Source organism: Deinococcus maricopensis DSM 21211 (assembly GCF_000186385.1).
GTDB lineage: Bacteria > Deinococcota > Deinococci > Deinococcales > Deinococcaceae > Deinococcus_B > Deinococcus_B maricopensis.
Genome location: NC_014958.1, coordinates 1,428,628 through 1,443,753 on the forward strand (window position 1 = coordinate 1,428,628; position 15,126 = coordinate 1,443,753).

At 71.5% G+C, this 15,126-nt stretch carries 14 protein-coding genes and 1 pseudogene; 10 read left to right on the top strand and 5 right to left on the bottom strand.

From position 1 onward, the window contains the following. Window positions 1-157: 157 nt before the first annotated feature. A pseudogene (locus DEIMA_RS18635) lies at window positions 158-355 on the top strand (DUF3160 domain-containing protein); the annotation flags it as partial. Between the two features lie 114 nt (window positions 356-469). On the opposite strand, the gene DEIMA_RS06700 reads toward DEIMA_RS18635, so the two are convergent. Beyond that, complete coding sequence (locus tag DEIMA_RS06700) at window positions 470-1,210, bottom strand: RluA family pseudouridine synthase (protein WP_043816528.1); 741 nt, start codon at window positions 1,208-1,210, stop codon at window positions 470-472. Between the two features lie 291 nt (window positions 1,211-1,501). Here DEIMA_RS06700 and DEIMA_RS06705 point away from each other — a divergent pair, with 291 nt between their 5' ends. After that, complete coding sequence (locus DEIMA_RS06705; RefSeq protein WP_013556475.1) at window positions 1,502-1,933, top strand: response regulator; 432 nt, start codon at window positions 1,502-1,504, stop codon at window positions 1,931-1,933. A 58-nt stretch (window positions 1,934-1,991) separates the two neighbouring features. Here the strand turns inward: DEIMA_RS06705 and DEIMA_RS06710 are convergent, their stop codons facing one another. After that, window positions 1,992-2,252 carry a cold-shock protein gene (locus tag DEIMA_RS06710; RefSeq protein WP_013556476.1) on the bottom strand — a complete coding sequence of 87 codons (261 nt, stop codon included), beginning with the start codon at window positions 2,250-2,252 and terminating at the stop codon, window positions 1,992-1,994. Window positions 2,253-2,519: 267 nt separating this feature from the next. On the opposite strand from DEIMA_RS06710, the gene DEIMA_RS06715 reads away from it, so the two are divergent. The 3 genes from DEIMA_RS06715 to DEIMA_RS06725 all read left to right on the top strand — a co-directional run bounded on the left by DEIMA_RS06715 (window position 2,520) and on the right by DEIMA_RS06725 (window position 4,266). Further along, window positions 2,520-3,353 (top strand): DUF72 domain-containing protein, encoded by an 834-nt coding sequence (locus DEIMA_RS06715; protein ID WP_013556477.1) that lies wholly within the window; start codon window positions 2,520-2,522, stop codon window positions 3,351-3,353. A 65-nt stretch (window positions 3,354-3,418) separates the two neighbouring features. Continuing rightward, window positions 3,419-3,607, top strand: a complete 189-nt coding sequence (locus DEIMA_RS06720; RefSeq protein ID WP_013556478.1) for a hypothetical protein — start codon at window positions 3,419-3,421, stop codon at window positions 3,605-3,607. A 29-nt stretch (window positions 3,608-3,636) separates the two neighbouring features. After that, window positions 3,637-4,266, top strand: coding sequence for a hypothetical protein (locus DEIMA_RS06725; RefSeq protein ID WP_043816530.1), 630 nt, complete (start codon window positions 3,637-3,639; stop codon window positions 4,264-4,266). Between the two features lie 32 nt (window positions 4,267-4,298). Here the strand turns inward: DEIMA_RS06725 and fdhD are convergent, their stop codons facing one another. Genes fdhD through fdhF form a run of 3 tightly spaced genes read right to left on the bottom strand, consistent with a single transcriptional unit; the run spans window position 4,299 to window position 8,616 of the window. Continuing rightward, on the bottom strand, window positions 4,299-5,054 hold the full coding sequence (gene fdhD, locus DEIMA_RS06730; RefSeq protein ID WP_013556479.1) for a formate dehydrogenase accessory sulfurtransferase FdhD: 756 nt from the start codon (window positions 5,052-5,054) through the stop codon (window positions 4,299-4,301). 20 nt (window positions 5,055-5,074) lie between these two features. Beyond that, window positions 5,075-5,587, bottom strand: a complete 513-nt coding sequence (locus DEIMA_RS06735) for a DUF1641 domain-containing protein (protein WP_013556480.1) — start codon at window positions 5,585-5,587, stop codon at window positions 5,075-5,077. A gap of 2 nt (window positions 5,588-5,589) precedes the next feature. Next, a complete protein-coding gene (gene fdhF, locus DEIMA_RS06740) occupies window positions 5,590-8,616 on the bottom strand; it encodes a formate dehydrogenase subunit alpha (RefSeq protein WP_013556481.1) in 3,027 nt (1,008 codons plus the stop codon). Window positions 8,617-8,802: 186 nt separating this feature from the next. On the opposite strand from fdhF, the gene cydD reads away from it, so the two are divergent. The 5 genes from cydD to DEIMA_RS06765 all read left to right on the top strand — a co-directional run bounded on the left by cydD (window position 8,803) and on the right by DEIMA_RS06765 (window position 15,121). Continuing rightward, window positions 8,803-10,443 carry a thiol reductant ABC exporter subunit CydD gene (gene cydD / locus DEIMA_RS06745; protein WP_013556482.1) on the top strand — a complete coding sequence of 547 codons (1,641 nt, stop codon included), beginning with the start codon at window positions 8,803-8,805 and terminating at the stop codon, window positions 10,441-10,443. Further along, a complete protein-coding gene (gene cydC / locus DEIMA_RS06750) occupies window positions 10,440-12,125 on the top strand; it encodes a thiol reductant ABC exporter subunit CydC (protein WP_013556483.1) in 1,686 nt (561 codons plus the stop codon). The genes cydD and cydC overlap by 4 nt, the downstream gene beginning before the upstream one ends. Further along, complete coding sequence (locus DEIMA_RS06755) at window positions 12,112-13,545, top strand: cytochrome ubiquinol oxidase subunit I (protein ID WP_013556484.1); 1,434 nt, start codon at window positions 12,112-12,114, stop codon at window positions 13,543-13,545. The genes cydC and DEIMA_RS06755 overlap by 14 nt, the downstream gene beginning before the upstream one ends. Further along, entirely contained in the window at window positions 13,545-14,597 is a 1,053-nt protein-coding gene (cydB, locus tag DEIMA_RS06760; protein ID WP_013556485.1) for a cytochrome d ubiquinol oxidase subunit II, read from the top strand. The genes DEIMA_RS06755 and cydB overlap by 1 nt, the downstream gene beginning before the upstream one ends. A gap of 101 nt (window positions 14,598-14,698) precedes the next feature. Beyond that, window positions 14,699-15,121, top strand: a complete 423-nt coding sequence (locus DEIMA_RS06765) for a CBS domain-containing protein (RefSeq protein ID WP_013556486.1) — start codon at window positions 14,699-14,701, stop codon at window positions 15,119-15,121. Window positions 15,122-15,126 lie beyond the last annotated feature (5 nt).

Here is a 15,126-nt window from a genome sequence, read left to right on the forward strand (position 1 = left end):
ATTTCACACGTTCTGGCGCGCACGCCCTCCGTTCCTATACTCGGGAATGACGCGCCACCGACCCTACGCCGCGCTGTGCGCCGCCCTGCTGAGCGCCACCGCGACCGCCAGCGGGTACACGCTGCCGTTCACGCTGGACCGCCTCAGCAGCCCCGGCATGCTGCGCGGCCTGCCTGTGCAGGGCCTCGCGCCCCTTAGCGCCGCGCAGCAGCAGGCCCTGGCCCGCCAGGGCTTCGTGATCTCGCCCGCGACGCGCGCCGGCTGGCGCGAATTCGACCAGGTGTACGAAGCGACCCGCTACGCGAACCAGTCGGTGTTCGCCACCACCGACTCCGCGCTGCACGTCTACCACCTCGTCTTCGACAGTGGACCGGATTCGGCTTTCAACTCAGCGCCGCCCACGCCCTGCGCGCCCGCGAGGTGGCCATCGACGTCCGCACCGGCGAGCCGGCCGCGCGCTGAAGGCCGCTCAGCCGGCCGCGTCCCAGAATGCCTGCAGGTCGGCGGGAAACGGCGCAGTGTGGCGCACGGTCGTCCCGCCGAACGGGAACGCAACCTCGTGCGCGTGGAGCGCCTGCCGGGGCAGCTGAAGCGTGCGCAGCAGGGCGGGCGTCAGCCCTGTCTGCACGAACTGTACGAATGCCTCCGGGTGCGGGCCGTAGATCTTGTCTCCGACCATGGGGTGCCCGAGGTGCGCCAGGTGCGCGCGCAGCTGATGCATGCGGCCCGTGCGCGGCGAGCAGCGCAGCAGCGCGTACGCGCCGCGCCGCCCCAGCACCTCGAAGTGCGTCACGGCGGGCTTGCCGTCCGGCACGACGCCCTGACGCACCCGGATGGAGTTCGTGTCGCTCAGGCCCAGGAAGCCCAGCGGCGCGTCCAGCGTCACCTCCTCCCACGCTGGCTGCCCGTGCACGATCGCCAGGTACGTCTTTTCGACGCGCCGGTCCAGGAACAGTCGGTGGAAGCCGCGCGCGGCACTGCTGGAGCGCGTGAGGATCAGCACCCCGCTCGTCTCGCGGTCGAGGCGGTGAGCGGGCGCCAGTTCCGGTTCGCCGAGCGTGGCGCGCGCCCAGCCGAGCGCGTCCGGCACCTCGAACCGGGCGTGCACCTGATGCGTGAGCCACAGCGGCGGCTTGTTCAGCACGTGGTACGACTCGGCGCTGAACAGCACCTCGGGCGGCAGGATGGGCGTGGCGGTCGGCGCACTCACCGCCCGAGTATGCCGCACGCCGGAGGCAGGGGCCGTGCGCCGGGGAGTGGTCGCTTCCGCTCCGCCCCAGGGGGTTCGTTGGGGGAGGGGCGCTTGGGGCAGGGTCCATGTGGAGCGGCAGAAGGCCGTGACGCTGCGGGCCATTCCAAGGCGGCCACTACGGGCGGTGGGCGTTTCGCCGGCGAACTCTTCAAACTTGAAGAACTGCCGGCCTGAAATCCGCTAAGCTAAAGAGAAGTTTAAGGCGGTGCTCATGCCGCTCGCCCCGCTCGTCCTGGCCTGGAGGTGGCAATGGCCCCGAAGCCCAAACGCATCCTGTTGGTGGATGACAACCCCAACGACCTCGAACTCGCCCTCGCGGCCTTTCAGGAAAGCGACACGCCGCACGACGTGCGCACCGCGACTGGCGGACTCGCGGCACTGGAACTGCTGCGCGCCGCGCCGGCGGAGGAGCGCCCGCACGTGGTCCTGCTGGACCTGAACATGACGCATATGGACGGCCTGTCGGTGCTGGACGCCATCCGCAGCGATCCGGGCCTGCACGACATCCCCGTGGTAATGCTCAGCACCAGCCGCGCGCAAGGGGACATTCAGGCGTGCTACGCGCGCGGCGCGAGCGCGTACGTGGTGAAGCCCATGGACTTCTCGCGCTTCACGGACGCCGTGAAGGCCATCGGCGGGTTCTGGGTGGACCTGAATGAGGCGCCGCCGCGCCTGCACTGAGGGGCGGCACAATCAACGCGGGCGCCCCTGAGGGCGCCCGCGGTTCCGCAGAGCGGTGTTACCAGCGGTCGTTGCGCTGGGGACGGCTGTTGTAGCCGCTTTCCGGCGCCGCTTTGGTCACGACGATGTTCGCAGCCTGGGGGCCCTTGCCGCGCTGACCTTCTTCGATGTCGAATTCGACTTCGTCGCCTTCGTTCAGCTTCTTGAAGCCCGCCGCCTTGATCGCGCTGAAGTGCGCGAACACGTCGGGGCTACCGTCCACTTCGATGAAGCCAAAGCCTTTTTCCGCGTTAAACCATTTCACTCGACCAACAGCCATGTTCAACTCCTCTGCCTTCCGGACCACCGACCGGCACGTGCCCGCAGGAGCGGTGCGCACCGTCTTCTGGCGTCTCGGAAGCCCCCTGAGTATCCCGGCTGCCCCCACCCCGAAAAGCAACGTGAGTCACACTAAGCCCGGAGAAATCCCATGCGCCACCTGGCGCACTTCCGGAAACAGACGTTAAGGCCCGGCACACCCACCCACCCGCGCGCACGCGACAATAACGGGCATGCTCCGCTCCCACCCCACCCCGCAGGGCCGCCCATGACCCGCATCTACATCGGCACCGGCGGGTACAGCAATGACGAGTGGCTCGGCAAACTCTACCCGGCCGGCACCAAAAGCGGCGAGTACCTGAGCATCTACGCGCAGCACTTCGACTGCGTGGAACTCAACAGCAGCTTCTACGCCATTCCCGGCCTCAAAGCCTTCGAGGGGATGGTGCGCAAAACGAACGGCCGCGTGCGCTTCACCGTCAAACTCAACCAGGCGTTCACGCACGCCCGCACCCCCGCCGACGCGGACTTCGACCGCATGCTGCAAAGCCCCCAGCCCCTGCGCGAAGCCGGCGTGATGGGCCCGTACCTCGCGCAGTTCCCGTACTCCTTTCCGCGCACGCCCGAACACCGCAAGTACCTCCTCGGCCTCGCCGAACGCTTCGCCGGGCACGAACTCGCGGTGGAGTTCCGCCACATCTCCTGGGATAAACCCGAGGTGCGCGAGGGGCTCAGCGAGTACGGCCTGATCTGGGTGAGCCCCGACTACCCCCCCGTGGGCGGACTGCCGGAACCGCAGGTGCACGTCACCGGCGACACCGCGTACCTGCGCCTGCACGGCCGCAACGCCGGGAACTGGTGGGAGGGGACCAGCGCGTCGGAACGTCACGACCACCTGTACACCCAGGCGGAAATGGACGAATGGGCCGACAAGATCGCCCTGCGCGAAGGCGAACTGGACACGCTGTACGTGCTGTTCCAGAACACCACCAAGGGGCACGCGCTGCGCAACATTCCTATGCTGCGCGCCGCGCTGAACGCGCGCGGCCTGAACGTCGCCACGCCCGAACCGGAGCAGTCCGGTCTGTTCGGGGACGCATGAACGGCGTCCGGAAGTCAAGCGAACATGCCCGCCCGGCACGCGCAGGGCTGTGGCACGCTGCTCCCATGCCTTCAGACGCCGACGCGTCAACGGACGACGTGAACCATGACGCGGACGCCGCGTCCCGCCACGCGCGCGCCAATGCCCGTCAGGTGGAGTACCTGTGGGCGGCCCTGGCGCAGCGTCAGCAGCGGGCGGGCGTATCGCCCACCCCGGACCTGCAGGCGCCCGAGCCGGACGCGCCCGTCACCTGAACGCCGCGCCGCGGGGCGCACCCCTCCCCATGACCGACCTGAACCAACTGCACGCGGACGCCCGGCACCGACTGGACCGGCAGGGCGCGCTGCCGGGCGTCCTGCGGGAACGTGGTCTTTCGTTCGAGGACGCGCAGGCCCTGGACCTCGGCCTGGATGCGCAGGGGAACGTCCTGCTGCCCCTGCGGGACGAACACGGCACCCTGATCGGCCTCAAAGGCCGGGTGGCCAGCCCCGCCCCGCACAAATACTTCGAGTTGCCCGCCGGCAACGGCAACCCGCCCTGGTACGCCCCGACGCTGTGGCAGGCGCCCCACCGGGCGGTGCTGTGGGTGGAGGGCGAACTGAACGCCATGGTGACCCACCTGGCCCTGCGCGCGCAGCAGGTCGCCGTGATCGGCCTCGGCAGCGCGTTCGGCCCGCTCGACACGGCCCTGCTGCGCCGCCTGGACCGGCCCGGGTACCTGTACCTCGACGACGACACCGTAGGTCGCAAGAGTGCGCGGGCGTTCCTGCGGCAGGCGGAAGCGGACGGCGTCGCCCTGCAGCGGGTCGGCCCGCTCCTGGGCGCCTGGGATGCCTGCACGTACGCGCACACGTGCGGTCAGGACGCCCTGCGTGACCGCTGGCTCGCGTTCCTGAAACTACCCTCACTGTGAGCGGCCGCGCGCGGCCGACCCACTGCCAAGAGTCAGCCTGAAGCGACGCGCTGCGCGTGCGTGTACACGTTCAGCCGCCCCGCCCGTGCGAAGCCGCACAGGGTGACGCCCGCCACCTGCGCCGTGTCGACCGCGAGGCTCGTGGGCGCGCCGACCGTCACGACCACGGGCACCCCGGCGCGCACCGCCTTCTGCACGATCTCGAAGCCCGCACGGCTGCTCGTGACCAGCACCGTGTCGTGCAGGGGGAGGCGGCCGCGCGCGTACGCCCAGCCGAGCACCTTGTCGGTGGCATTGTGCCGCCCCACGTCCTCGAACGCCGCGAGGAGCGCGCCGCCCGGCGTGAACAGCCCTGCGGCGTGCGCCCCGCCGGTCGCCGCGAACAGCGGCTGCTGGGCTCGCAGGCGCGCCGGCAGCGCGCTCAGCAGGACGGGGGAGACGGGCGGGCGTGCCCACAGGGGCGGCGTGAGGTGCTGCGTGAGGCGCTCCACGCTGCCGCTGCCGCACACGCCGCACGCACTCGTGCTGCCATGCAGGCGCGCTGCGTGGGGCGGGAGCGGTGTCCGCACGACCCACACGTTCGGGTTGTCCGGGTGCGGCGCGAGGTCCGGCGCGGCGCTCAGCAGCCCTTCGGCGTGAAGCCAGCCGGTCAGGAGCTCGCGGTCCGCGCCGGGCGTCCGCATGGTCAGCAGCACGGGTGCGCCGTGCACGTCCCGCAGTTCGAGCGGCTCCTCGACAATCACCGGATCGTCCTCGTCGCGCACGTGACCGTCGCGGTACGCGCGCACGGGCGTGGAGGTCAGGCCGCTCAGCGGCGGGCCTCGCCGGGTGGGTGCTGCGCGTCCGCGCGTTCCGTCTCGCCGCGCGCGTCGCGCAGTGCCCGCCCGAAGCCCTGCAGCAGGCCGAACAGCGCGCCCAGCGCGAGCTGCACGTCCCGGTCACGCAGCAGCCCCAGCAGTTCGCCCAGGCCGACGCCGTCGCCGCGTGCCGCGCGGCGCGCGCCCTCGCGCACGCCGCCCGCCAGCGCCTGCCCCAGCTGCGACACCTCGCGCGGGTCGAGGGTGCCGAGGCCGCGCACCAGTTCCGCGGCGTTCCGGAGCGCGCGGGTGCTCGCCTCGCTCTCCAGCGCCCGTAGGGTTTCCGTGACGAGGCCGCTGCCGCCGCGCACCACGTCCGTGGTGGTGCGCAGCACGCCGTGCTCATGCAGGGCCTGCAGCAGCTTCAGGGCGTCCAGCAGCGCGTCTGCGTTGCCCTCCACGCCCGACTGGACGCGCTCGGCGTCGGTCGGGGTGGGCGGCGTGTACTCCAGGGGTCGGGCCATGCTCAGTCTCCTCCGAGGCGGTCCGTGCGGGCGTTCAGGCTCGCGCCGGTCATGACCGTCCCGTCGTCTGCGAGGTTCAAGGTGCTGCCGGGGAACGCGTAGTCGGGCCGCGCCCATTTACGTTCCACCTCCACGCCCCGCTGCGGCGTCGGGTGCGCGTAGCGGTGGTTCGTGCGCGGCAGCGGCGACGCGCCCGCCGTGCCCAGCACCTCCAGGCGCACGGCGGTGTCCTTGTACGCGGGCGTGCAGGTGGCCGCGTCTGCCTGCGCGCCGGTCAGGCGGTTCACGGCGTCCTCGGCGCGCCGGGCGTTCATGGGGACGTACAGCTCGCCGGGTGCCACGCGGTCCGTGACGAGCGCACGCAGGCGCACCGCACCGTGGCGCGACACGAGACGCACGTACGCGCCGTCTTCCACGCCGCGCTCGCGCGCGAGGTCCGGGTGGACTTCCACGAACGCGTCCGGCACCTGCGCGGCAATGCCGGGCACGCGGAACGTCATGTTTCCCTCGTGGAAGTGCTCCAGCATGCGCCCGCTGTTCAGGTGCAGGTCGTACTGCGCGTCCGGCGCCTCAACGCGCGGCAGGTACTGCGCCGGGTACAGGCGCGCGCGCCCGTCCGGGAAGTTGAAGCGTTCGGTGTACAGCAGCGGCGTGTCCGTGCCGTCCGCGTTCACGGGCCACACGAGGCTCCGGTACCCGTCCAGGCGGTCGTACGTGACGCCCGCGAACAGCGGCGTGAGGCTCGCAGCCTCGTGCATGATGTCCGCCGGGTGCGTGTACGTCCACCCGGCGCCGAGGGCGTTCGCGACGCGCTGCAGGATCATCCAGTCCGGGAGGCTGTCCCCGAGGGGTGGGAGGGCCGCGTGCAGGCGCTGAATGCGCCGCTCCGTGTTCGTGAAGGTGCCGTCCTTTTCGAGGGACGGGCTGGCGGGCAGCACCACGTCCGCGTACCGGGCGGTGTGCGTGAAGAACACGTCTTGCACCACGAAGAACTCCAGGGCCTCGTGCGCGCGCGCGACGTGGTCCGCGTTCGCGTCGGTGAGCCCCATCTCCTCGCCACTGAGGTACAGAGCCTTCAGGGTGCCGTCCAGCGCGGCGGCGACCATGGTGGTGTTGTTCAGGCCCGCCTCCGGGCGGATCTCGCAGTCCCACGCGACGCTGAACTTCGCGCGGACGTCCGGGTCGCTCACCTGCTGGTAACCGGGCAGGCGGTCCGGCATCGCGCCGAAGTCGCTGGCGCCCTGCACGTTGTTGTGGCCGCGCAGCGGGTACGCGCCCATGCCGGGCCGCCCGTAGTTGCCGGTCACGAGCAGCAGGTTGCTGATGGCCGCGCTCGTTTCGGAGCCGCCCACCTGCTGCGTGACGCCCATCGCCCACAGGATGCACACGCCGCCGGGTGCGCGGCCGTCACTGGCGTCCACGATGCGGTGCGCGAGCGCGCGCAGGTCCGGGGCGCGCAGGCCCGTCACGGCTTCCGCGTACTCCAGCGTGAAGGCCGTCAGGCTCGCGCGGTACTCGTCCAGGCCGTTTACGCGGTCCTGCAGGAAGTCGTGCGCCGCGAGGCCCGCGTCCAGGATGTACTTCGTGACGGCGCTCAGCCACACGAAGTCCGTGCCGGCGCGCGGGCGCAGGAACACGTCCGCGCGGCGCGCCAGTTCGTGCTCGCGCAGGTCCACGACCACCAGGCCCTGCCCGCGCCGCTTGTGCGCGCGTTTCACGCGCGTGGCGAGTACCGGGTGACTCTCGGCGGCGTTGCTGCCGACCGTGATGACCAGCCGCGCCAACTCGATGTCGTGGATGGTGCCGCTGTCCCCGCCGTAGCCGACGGTGCGCCACAGGCCCATGGTGGCTGGGGACTGGCAGTACCGGGAGCAGTTGTCGACGTTGTTCGTGCCGATCACCTGCCGCGCGAGCTTCTGCACGAGGTACGCTTCCTCGTTCGTGCATTTGCTGCTGGCAATGAAGCCCAGGGCGTCCGGGCCGTGCGCCGCACGGAGGTCCGTGAAGCGCCGCGCGATCAGGGCGGTGGCTTCGTCCCAGGTGGCCTCGCGGAAGCGCTCACCGTCGCGGATGAGCGGGGTGGTGAGGCGCTCGCCGCTGTTCACGTAATCCCACGCGAACTTGCCTTTCACGCAGGTGCTCACGCCGTTCGCGGGGCCTGGGCCGGGCTCGACCTTCAGGATGTGCCGGTCGCGCGTCCACACGTCGAAGCTGCAGCCCACGCCGCAGTACGTGCACACGGTCTTCGTCTTGCGGATGAAGCCCTCACGCGCCGCCGCCTCGACTTCGGATACCTGCAGGATCGGGCCGTACCCGACGCTCGGCTCCACGCTTTTGACGACGTTCACGGCCCCCTGGAACATCGGCAGGGGGATGCCGGTGAACAGCCCCGCCTCGCCCAGCATGCTTTTTTCCTGCAGGGCGTTGCAGGGGCACACGGTCACGCAGTGGCCGCAGCTGACGCAGCTGCTCTCGCCGATGTCGCGCCCGCCGTCCCACAGCACGCGCGGGTGCGCGCTCTCCCAGTTGATGCTGAGCGTTTCGTTCACCTGGAGGTTCTGGCAGGCTTCCACGCAGCGGCCGCACAGGATGCACTGGTCCGGGTCGTAGCGGTAGAAGGGGTTGGTGTCGTCCACGGCGTACGGTTTGGGCTGGAACGGGCGGGTCTGATGCTGCACGCGCATGAGGGCGGTGGTGTTGTGCACGGTGCAGTTGCCGTTGTTGTTGTCGCAGACGGTGCAGTACAGCTCGTGGTGCGCGAGGAGGCGGTCGAAGGCGTCCTCGCGGGCGCGGCGCGCGGCGTTCACTTCGGTGCGGACCTGCATGCCGGCGCGCACGGGGGTGCCGCAGGCGCGGGTGAGCTGGCCGTCCACCTCGACGATGCAGGTGTCGCAGGTCTGGATGGGGCCGAGTTGCGGGTGGTAGCAGACCTGCGGTAGCTCCAGCTGGGCGCGGTTCAGGGCGTCCACGAGGGGTTCGCCGGTGCGGGCAGGCGTGGGTGTGCCGTTCAGCGTGATGTGCGTGTCCATGCGGTGTCCCCCTGGGTGTGCGGCGAGTATAAGAGTTGCCGGTGCGGCCCGGGTGGGGTGGATCTTGGTGGGCGGCGCGACGGTGTGAAGATCGCGTGATGGGCGCGCGCGCGTGGGTGGTGTTCGATGGAGCGAATGGGGACACCCGCCCTTGAGAGCCTTTTCACAAGATCGGCAGGATGAAGCATGACGCACGCACCCCACCTGAATTCCCCCTCCGGCCTCCCACCAGACCGCCGCCTCGCCCGCGAACCCGGCGTCCGTCCCCTGCTGCTCGGCACCTTCACCCTCAGCCTGCTTGCCGCCCTCACTGGCGCGCTCGCCTGGTGGACCACCGCGCGCCTCATCAACGCCGTCTTCCTGAACGGCGCCCCCCTCCCCACGCAAACCGCCGCGCTGACCCTGCTCGCCGCCGCGCTCCTCCTCCGCGCCGCCCTGAACGCCACCCGCGAAGCCCTCACCGGCCGCCGCGCCGCGCGCCTCACCGCGCACCTGCGTGAACGCGCGCTCACGCAGGCCACCCGCCTCGGCCCCGTCGCCCTCGCCGACATCGACGGTGCGCACGTCACCCTCACCGCCACCGAAGCCCCCGAGAAGCTCCGCGCGTACTACGCCCGCTACCTCCCCACCGCCGCGCACGCCGCCGCCACCCTCCCCGTCTTCCTCGGTGCCGCCCTGCTGCTCGACCCGCTCGGCGCGCTCGTACTGACGGTTACCGCGCCCGTCTGCATCGCCTTCCTGATCCTCGTCGGACTCGCCACCCGCACCGTCAGCGACCGCGCCTGGACGGGCCTGCTGCGCCTCCAGGCCCGCACCCTCGACGCCGCGCGCGGCCTGCCCACCCTCGTCGCGTACGGCCGCGCGCACGCCCGCGCGGACAGCCTCGCGCGCGAAGCCGACGAGTACCGCGTGAGCACCCTGCGCGTCCTGCGCGTCGCGTTCCTCAGCGGCTTCGTCCTCGACCTCGCCGCGACCCTCAGCACGGCCCTCGTGGCCGTCATCGTCGGCGTCCGCCTGTTCGAAGGCCACCTGACCTTCACGCCTGCCCTCGCCGTGCTGCTGTACACGCCGGAATTCTTCGCGCCGCTGCGCACGCTCGGCACCGAACGCCACGCCGCCCTCGACGCGCACCCCGCCGCCCGCGACCTGTACGCCCTGCTCGACACCCCCACCCTGCAGGGCGGCGCCACCCCCCCACCAGACGGCGCGCCCGCCCTCACGCTCCGCGACGTGCAGGTGCGCCTGCCAGGCCGCACCCTGCCGCCCGTGACCTTCGCCCTCGCGGCCGGGGAGCACGCCGCCCTTGTCGGCCCGAGCGGCGCCGGTAAAACCGCCCTCCTGCACGCCCTCATGGGCTTCGCGCCCGTGCACGGCGACCTGCTTGTGCACGGCGCGCCCCTCAGCACCCTCGACCTGCCCGCCTGGCGCGCCCGCGTGGCGCTCGTCACGCAGCATGCCCGCGTCCGCGCCGGCGCCCTGCGCGCCCACCTCCTCACCGCCCGCCCCGACGCCACCGACGACGAGCTGCACGCCGCCCTGCGCGCCGCGCACGTCCCGGACCTCCCGGACGGCTTGAACACCCGCGTCGGCGACGGCGGCCTGCCGCTCAGCGGCGGAGAACGCGCTCGCCTCGCCGTCGCCCGCGCGCTCCTCGCGGACGCCCCCCTTGTCCTCCTGGACGAACCGTTCGCGCACCTCGACACCCCCGCCGAACACGCGCTGCACGCCGCGCTCGCCCGCGCCCTCGCAGGCCGCACGGTCCTGCTCGTCACGCACCGCCCGCCCCCACCGGGCTTCCGCACCGTCCACCTCGGGGCGACCCCATGACGCGCCTCGGCTTCACCCGCGCCGTCCTGCGCGGCGAGGAAGGACGCCTGCTCGCTGCGGCCCTGCTGGGCGCCCTCGCCCTCGCGTCCGCCGCCGCCCTCACCGCCACGGGCGGCGCCCTGATCAGCCGCGCCGCGCAGCGTCCCGACACCCTGTTCACCCTGACGTTCCTGATCACCGGCGTGCGCGCCCTCGGCCTGGGCCGCGCGGCCCTGCGCTACGTGGAGCGCCTGCTCGCGCACGACTTCACGTTCCGCACGCTCGCCCGCGCCCGCACGCGCGTGTACGCCGCCCTCGTCCCGCGCGGCCGCCGCCTCGGCGTTCAGGTCGGCGCCGTCACGCACACCGCGCACGCCGACGTGGACGCCCTGCAGAACGCCACCCTCCGCGCCGCCCTTCCTCTGCTGGCGTACCTGCTGCTCACCGCCGCCCTGGCCCTCGCCGTCGCGCGCCTGAGCGTCCCCCTGGCCCTGGGGGTGCTGGGCCTGCTGCTCCTCGCGGGCGTCCTCGCGCCCCTCGCCGCGTGCGCGCCCCTCGCGCGCCTCGCGCGGGAACGCGCGCACGCCCGCGCGGCCCTCACCGCGGCCCTCACGGACACCCTGCACGCCAGCGCCGAAACCGCCACGCCGCAGGACTTCAGCGCCCTGGAGCGCACCCTGGAGCGCGCCGACGCGCGTGATAACGCTCTGCTGGCCGTCCTGACCTTCGCCCGCGAGAGCGCCGCTGCCGCGGCCCTACTGCTCACCCTCGTAACCGTCGGCGGCGCGGTCCTGAGCGGCGCGCTGCCCGGCGCGTGGCTGGCCGCCGCCGCGCTCGGGGTCGTCACCGCCTTCGACGCGGCTGCGCCCCTCGCGGGCGTGCCCGGCGCCCTCGCGGACGCGGCCGGGGCGGACGGCCGCCTGCACGCCCTCACCACGGCGCCCATCGGCACCGCCGCGCCCCCCCGCCCCACGCGCGTCCCGGACCGGCCCGACCTGCACCTCGACGGCGTCCGCGTCCGGCACGGCGACCAGCTCGTCGTACAGGACTTCTCCCTGCACGTCCCGCACGGGCGCGCCGTCGCGCTCGTCGGCCCGAGCGGCGCGGGCAAAACCACCCTCGCGCGGCTGCTCGTCCGCGACCTCGACCCGGACGCCGGCGCCGTCCGCTGGGGCGGCGTGGACGCCCGCCACCTCGACCCCCACGAACTGCACGCCCGCGCCGCCCTGATGGAACAGGACGCCCCGCTGCTCAGCGGCACCCTGCGCGCGAACCTGCGCCTCGCCGACCGCGCCCTCCCGGATGAACGCCTGCGCGCCCTTCTGAACGACCTGGGTCTGGCGCACTTCGACCTGGACGGCTGGGTGGGGGAGGGGGGCGCGCGCCTCAGCGGGGGCGAGCGCGCCCGCGTCGCCCTCGCCCGCGCCCTGCTCAAACCCAGTGACGTCCTGATTCTCGACGAGCCCACCGCGCACCTCGACCCGCCCGCCGAAGCGCTCGCCCTGCGCGTCATCGAGCGCGAACGGCAGGGCCGCACGCTGATCATCATCACGCACCGCCCCGGCCCGCTCGCCCTCGTGGACGACGTGCTGCCCGTGGGCGTCCTCCCCGCCGGCGGCACCAGCCCCCCCGCGCCCGCCCCGACCGCCCCTTCGCCCGCTGCCCTCGCCCTCACCCCGGAGGCCCCGCATGGACGCCCTTGACCTTTCCCGCTTCCAGTTCGCGACCACCAGCATCTTCCACTTCTTCTTCGTGCCGTTCACCGTGGGCCTCGCCATGACCATCGCGGTCCTGCAGACCCTGGCGTACGTCACCGCGCGGCGCGGCAAACGCCGCAGTGACGACGCCGCGCACGACACGCCCGCCAGCAGCCACTACGAACAGCTCACGCGCTTCTTCGGGCACCTGTTCCTTATCAACTTTGCCGTCGGCGTCGTGACCGGCATCGTGCAGGAATTCCAGTTCGGCATGAACTGGGCGGGCTTCTCGAACTTCGTCGGGAACATCTTCGGCGTGCCTCTCGCGCTTGAAGTGCTGATGGCGTTCTTCCTGGAAAGCACCTTCCTGGGCCTGTGGTGGTTCGGGCGCGAGAAGCTGCCCACCTGGGCGAACCTCGGCGCCATCTGGCTCGTCGCGATCGGCAGCACCATCAGCGCGTACTGGATCATCATCGCGAACGCGTGGATGCAGCACCCCGTCGGGTACGAGATCGAGCGCGGCCAGGCGGTCCTCACGAGCTTCTGGGCGGTCATGACGAACCCCAAGGGGCTCAGCTGGTTCGCGCACATCTGGTTCGGCGGGCTCACCATCGCGGCGTTCTTCGTGCTCGCCGTGAGCGGCTACCACCTGCTGCGCAAGCACCACACCGAAACCTTCCGCCTCGCGCAGAAGGTCGGCCTGATCATCGCTGCGGTCGGCAGCGTCGGCGTGGCCGGCGTCGGTCACCTGCAGGGCCAGAGTGCCCGCCGTGACCAGCCCATGAAGTTCGCGGCGTTCGAGGCGATCTGGGAAACCACGCACGGCAGCACCGGCGAGAGCCTGATCGCGCTGCCCAGCAACCGCGAGCGCCGCAACCTCTTCAACCTGGAAGTGCCGTACGTCGGCTCGATCCTCGCGTACAACCGCCCCACCGGCGGCGTGCAGGGCATCAATGACCTGCAAAAGGCGTACGAGGCGAAGTACGGCCCCGGCAACTACATCCCGCCGGTCTGGCCGGTGTATTGGGCGTTCCGGATCATGGTCGGCTGCGGCCTGCTGATGCTGTTCATGACCGCGTGGGGGTTGTGGCGCTGGCGGAAAGGCACCCTGGACCGCCCGGGCCCGTACCTGAAATTCATGTTCGTGATGCCGCTCGTGCCGCACGTCGCGAACTTCACCGGCTTCATCACCACCGAGATGGGCCGCCAGCCGTGGATCGTGCAGGGCCTCCTGCGCACCCGGGACGCCGTCAGCGCCCTGCCAGCCAGCACCGTGGTCCTGAGCCTCGTGGCGTTCTGGGTGGCGTACCTGCTGCTCATCGGGCTGGACGTCTACCTGCTGACCCGCACCGCCCGCGCGGGCCTGCACGCGCCTGACGTGCAGGCCCGCGACATCCCCGCCCCCGCGTACCCCGGAGACCTGTAATGGACCTCGCAACCCTCTGGTTCTGGATCACCGCCGCGTGCTTCATCATCTACTTCCTGCTGGAAGGCTTCGATTTCGGCGTGGACCTGCTGCGCCCCATGCTCGCCCGCAACGAGAAGGAACGCAAAGCCCTGATCAGCACCATCAGCCCCTTCTGGGACGGCAACGAGGTGTGGGTGATCCTCGCGGCGGGCGTGATCTTCGCGACGTTCCCGCTGTGGTACGGGGCGCTCCTCACCGGCATGTACCCGGTGTTCACGCTGATCCTGCTCTCGCTGCTGGGGCGCGGCGTCGCGTTCGAGTTCCGCGCGCAGGTGGACTCGCCGCGCTGGCGCGTCTTCTGGGACGTCACCAGTTTCCTCGGCAGCCTCGTGCCGGCGTTCCTGTGGGGCGTCGTCATGGCGAACCTCGTGCGTGGCCTGCCCATCGGCGAGGGCGGGCGGTACACCGGGGGGCTGTTCACGTACTTCGACGGGTTCGCCGTGATCGGCGGCGCCGCCACGCTGCTGCTGTTCATGCTGCACGGCGCGATCTTCCTGCTGCTGCGTCTGCACCACGAGGACGCCCTGTACGCCCGCGCGCGCCGTCACGCGCTCCTCTGGGGTGCGCTCGCCACCGCTGTCGTGCTGCTGTTCGTGTACCTCGGGTACGTACGCACGGACCTGTTCCACAATTTCGGCGTGGCCGAGTGGCTCTTCCCGGCGCTCGCCGCGCTGAACCTCGCGGGCATCTGGCTGGCCCTTACCCTGCGGCGCGACGTGCCTGCCTTCGTGACCAGCAGCCTGACGGTGGTGTTCTCGACGCTCACGGTGTTCCTCGGGCTGTTCCCGAACGTACTGCCCAGCACGCTCGGGCGGCAATTCAACCTCACGGTGCAGAACAGCGCCAGCCAGCCGTACACGCTGCACCTGATGGTGATCGTTGCGCTGATCTTCCTGCCGCTCATCATCGGGTACCAGGCGTGGAACTACTACGTGTTCCGCCAGCGGGTGCGCGTGGACGGCGAGGTCGGCCGCTACACCGTGGCAGGCGGCCACGATTCGTCCGCCTGAACGAACCCGGCCCGAAGCGCGCCCCCAGTCTGGGGGCGCGCTTTAAGGTGTCCTTACGGTCCGCCCACGCGCCTGCATGTGCGGCGCGGTACGGTCCATGCATGACCACCCTGAAAGACATCATGACCATGGACATCGCCACCCTCGACCCGGACGCCACCCTCAAGGAAGCCGCGACGCTCATGCTGGAGCGCGACATCGGCAACGTCCTGGTGATGGACGGCGATCAGCTGCTCGGCATCCTCACCGACCGTGACATCGTGATCCGCGCGGTCGCGTACGGCCGCGACCCGGGCGCCGTCGCGCGGGACTTCGTGTCGCCCGACGTCCTGACGCTCGACGTGGACATGAACATTGAGGACGCCGCGCGCGAGATGGCGCACCGTCAGGTGCGGCGCCTGCCCGTCACGCGCGACGGCAAGATCGTCGGCATCGTGAGCCTCGGGGACCTCGCCACGCGTGACGAGACGAACGCGGACCAGCAGGCCCTCGAAGGTATCAGCCAGCCCACGAACGCCCGCTGACCTCT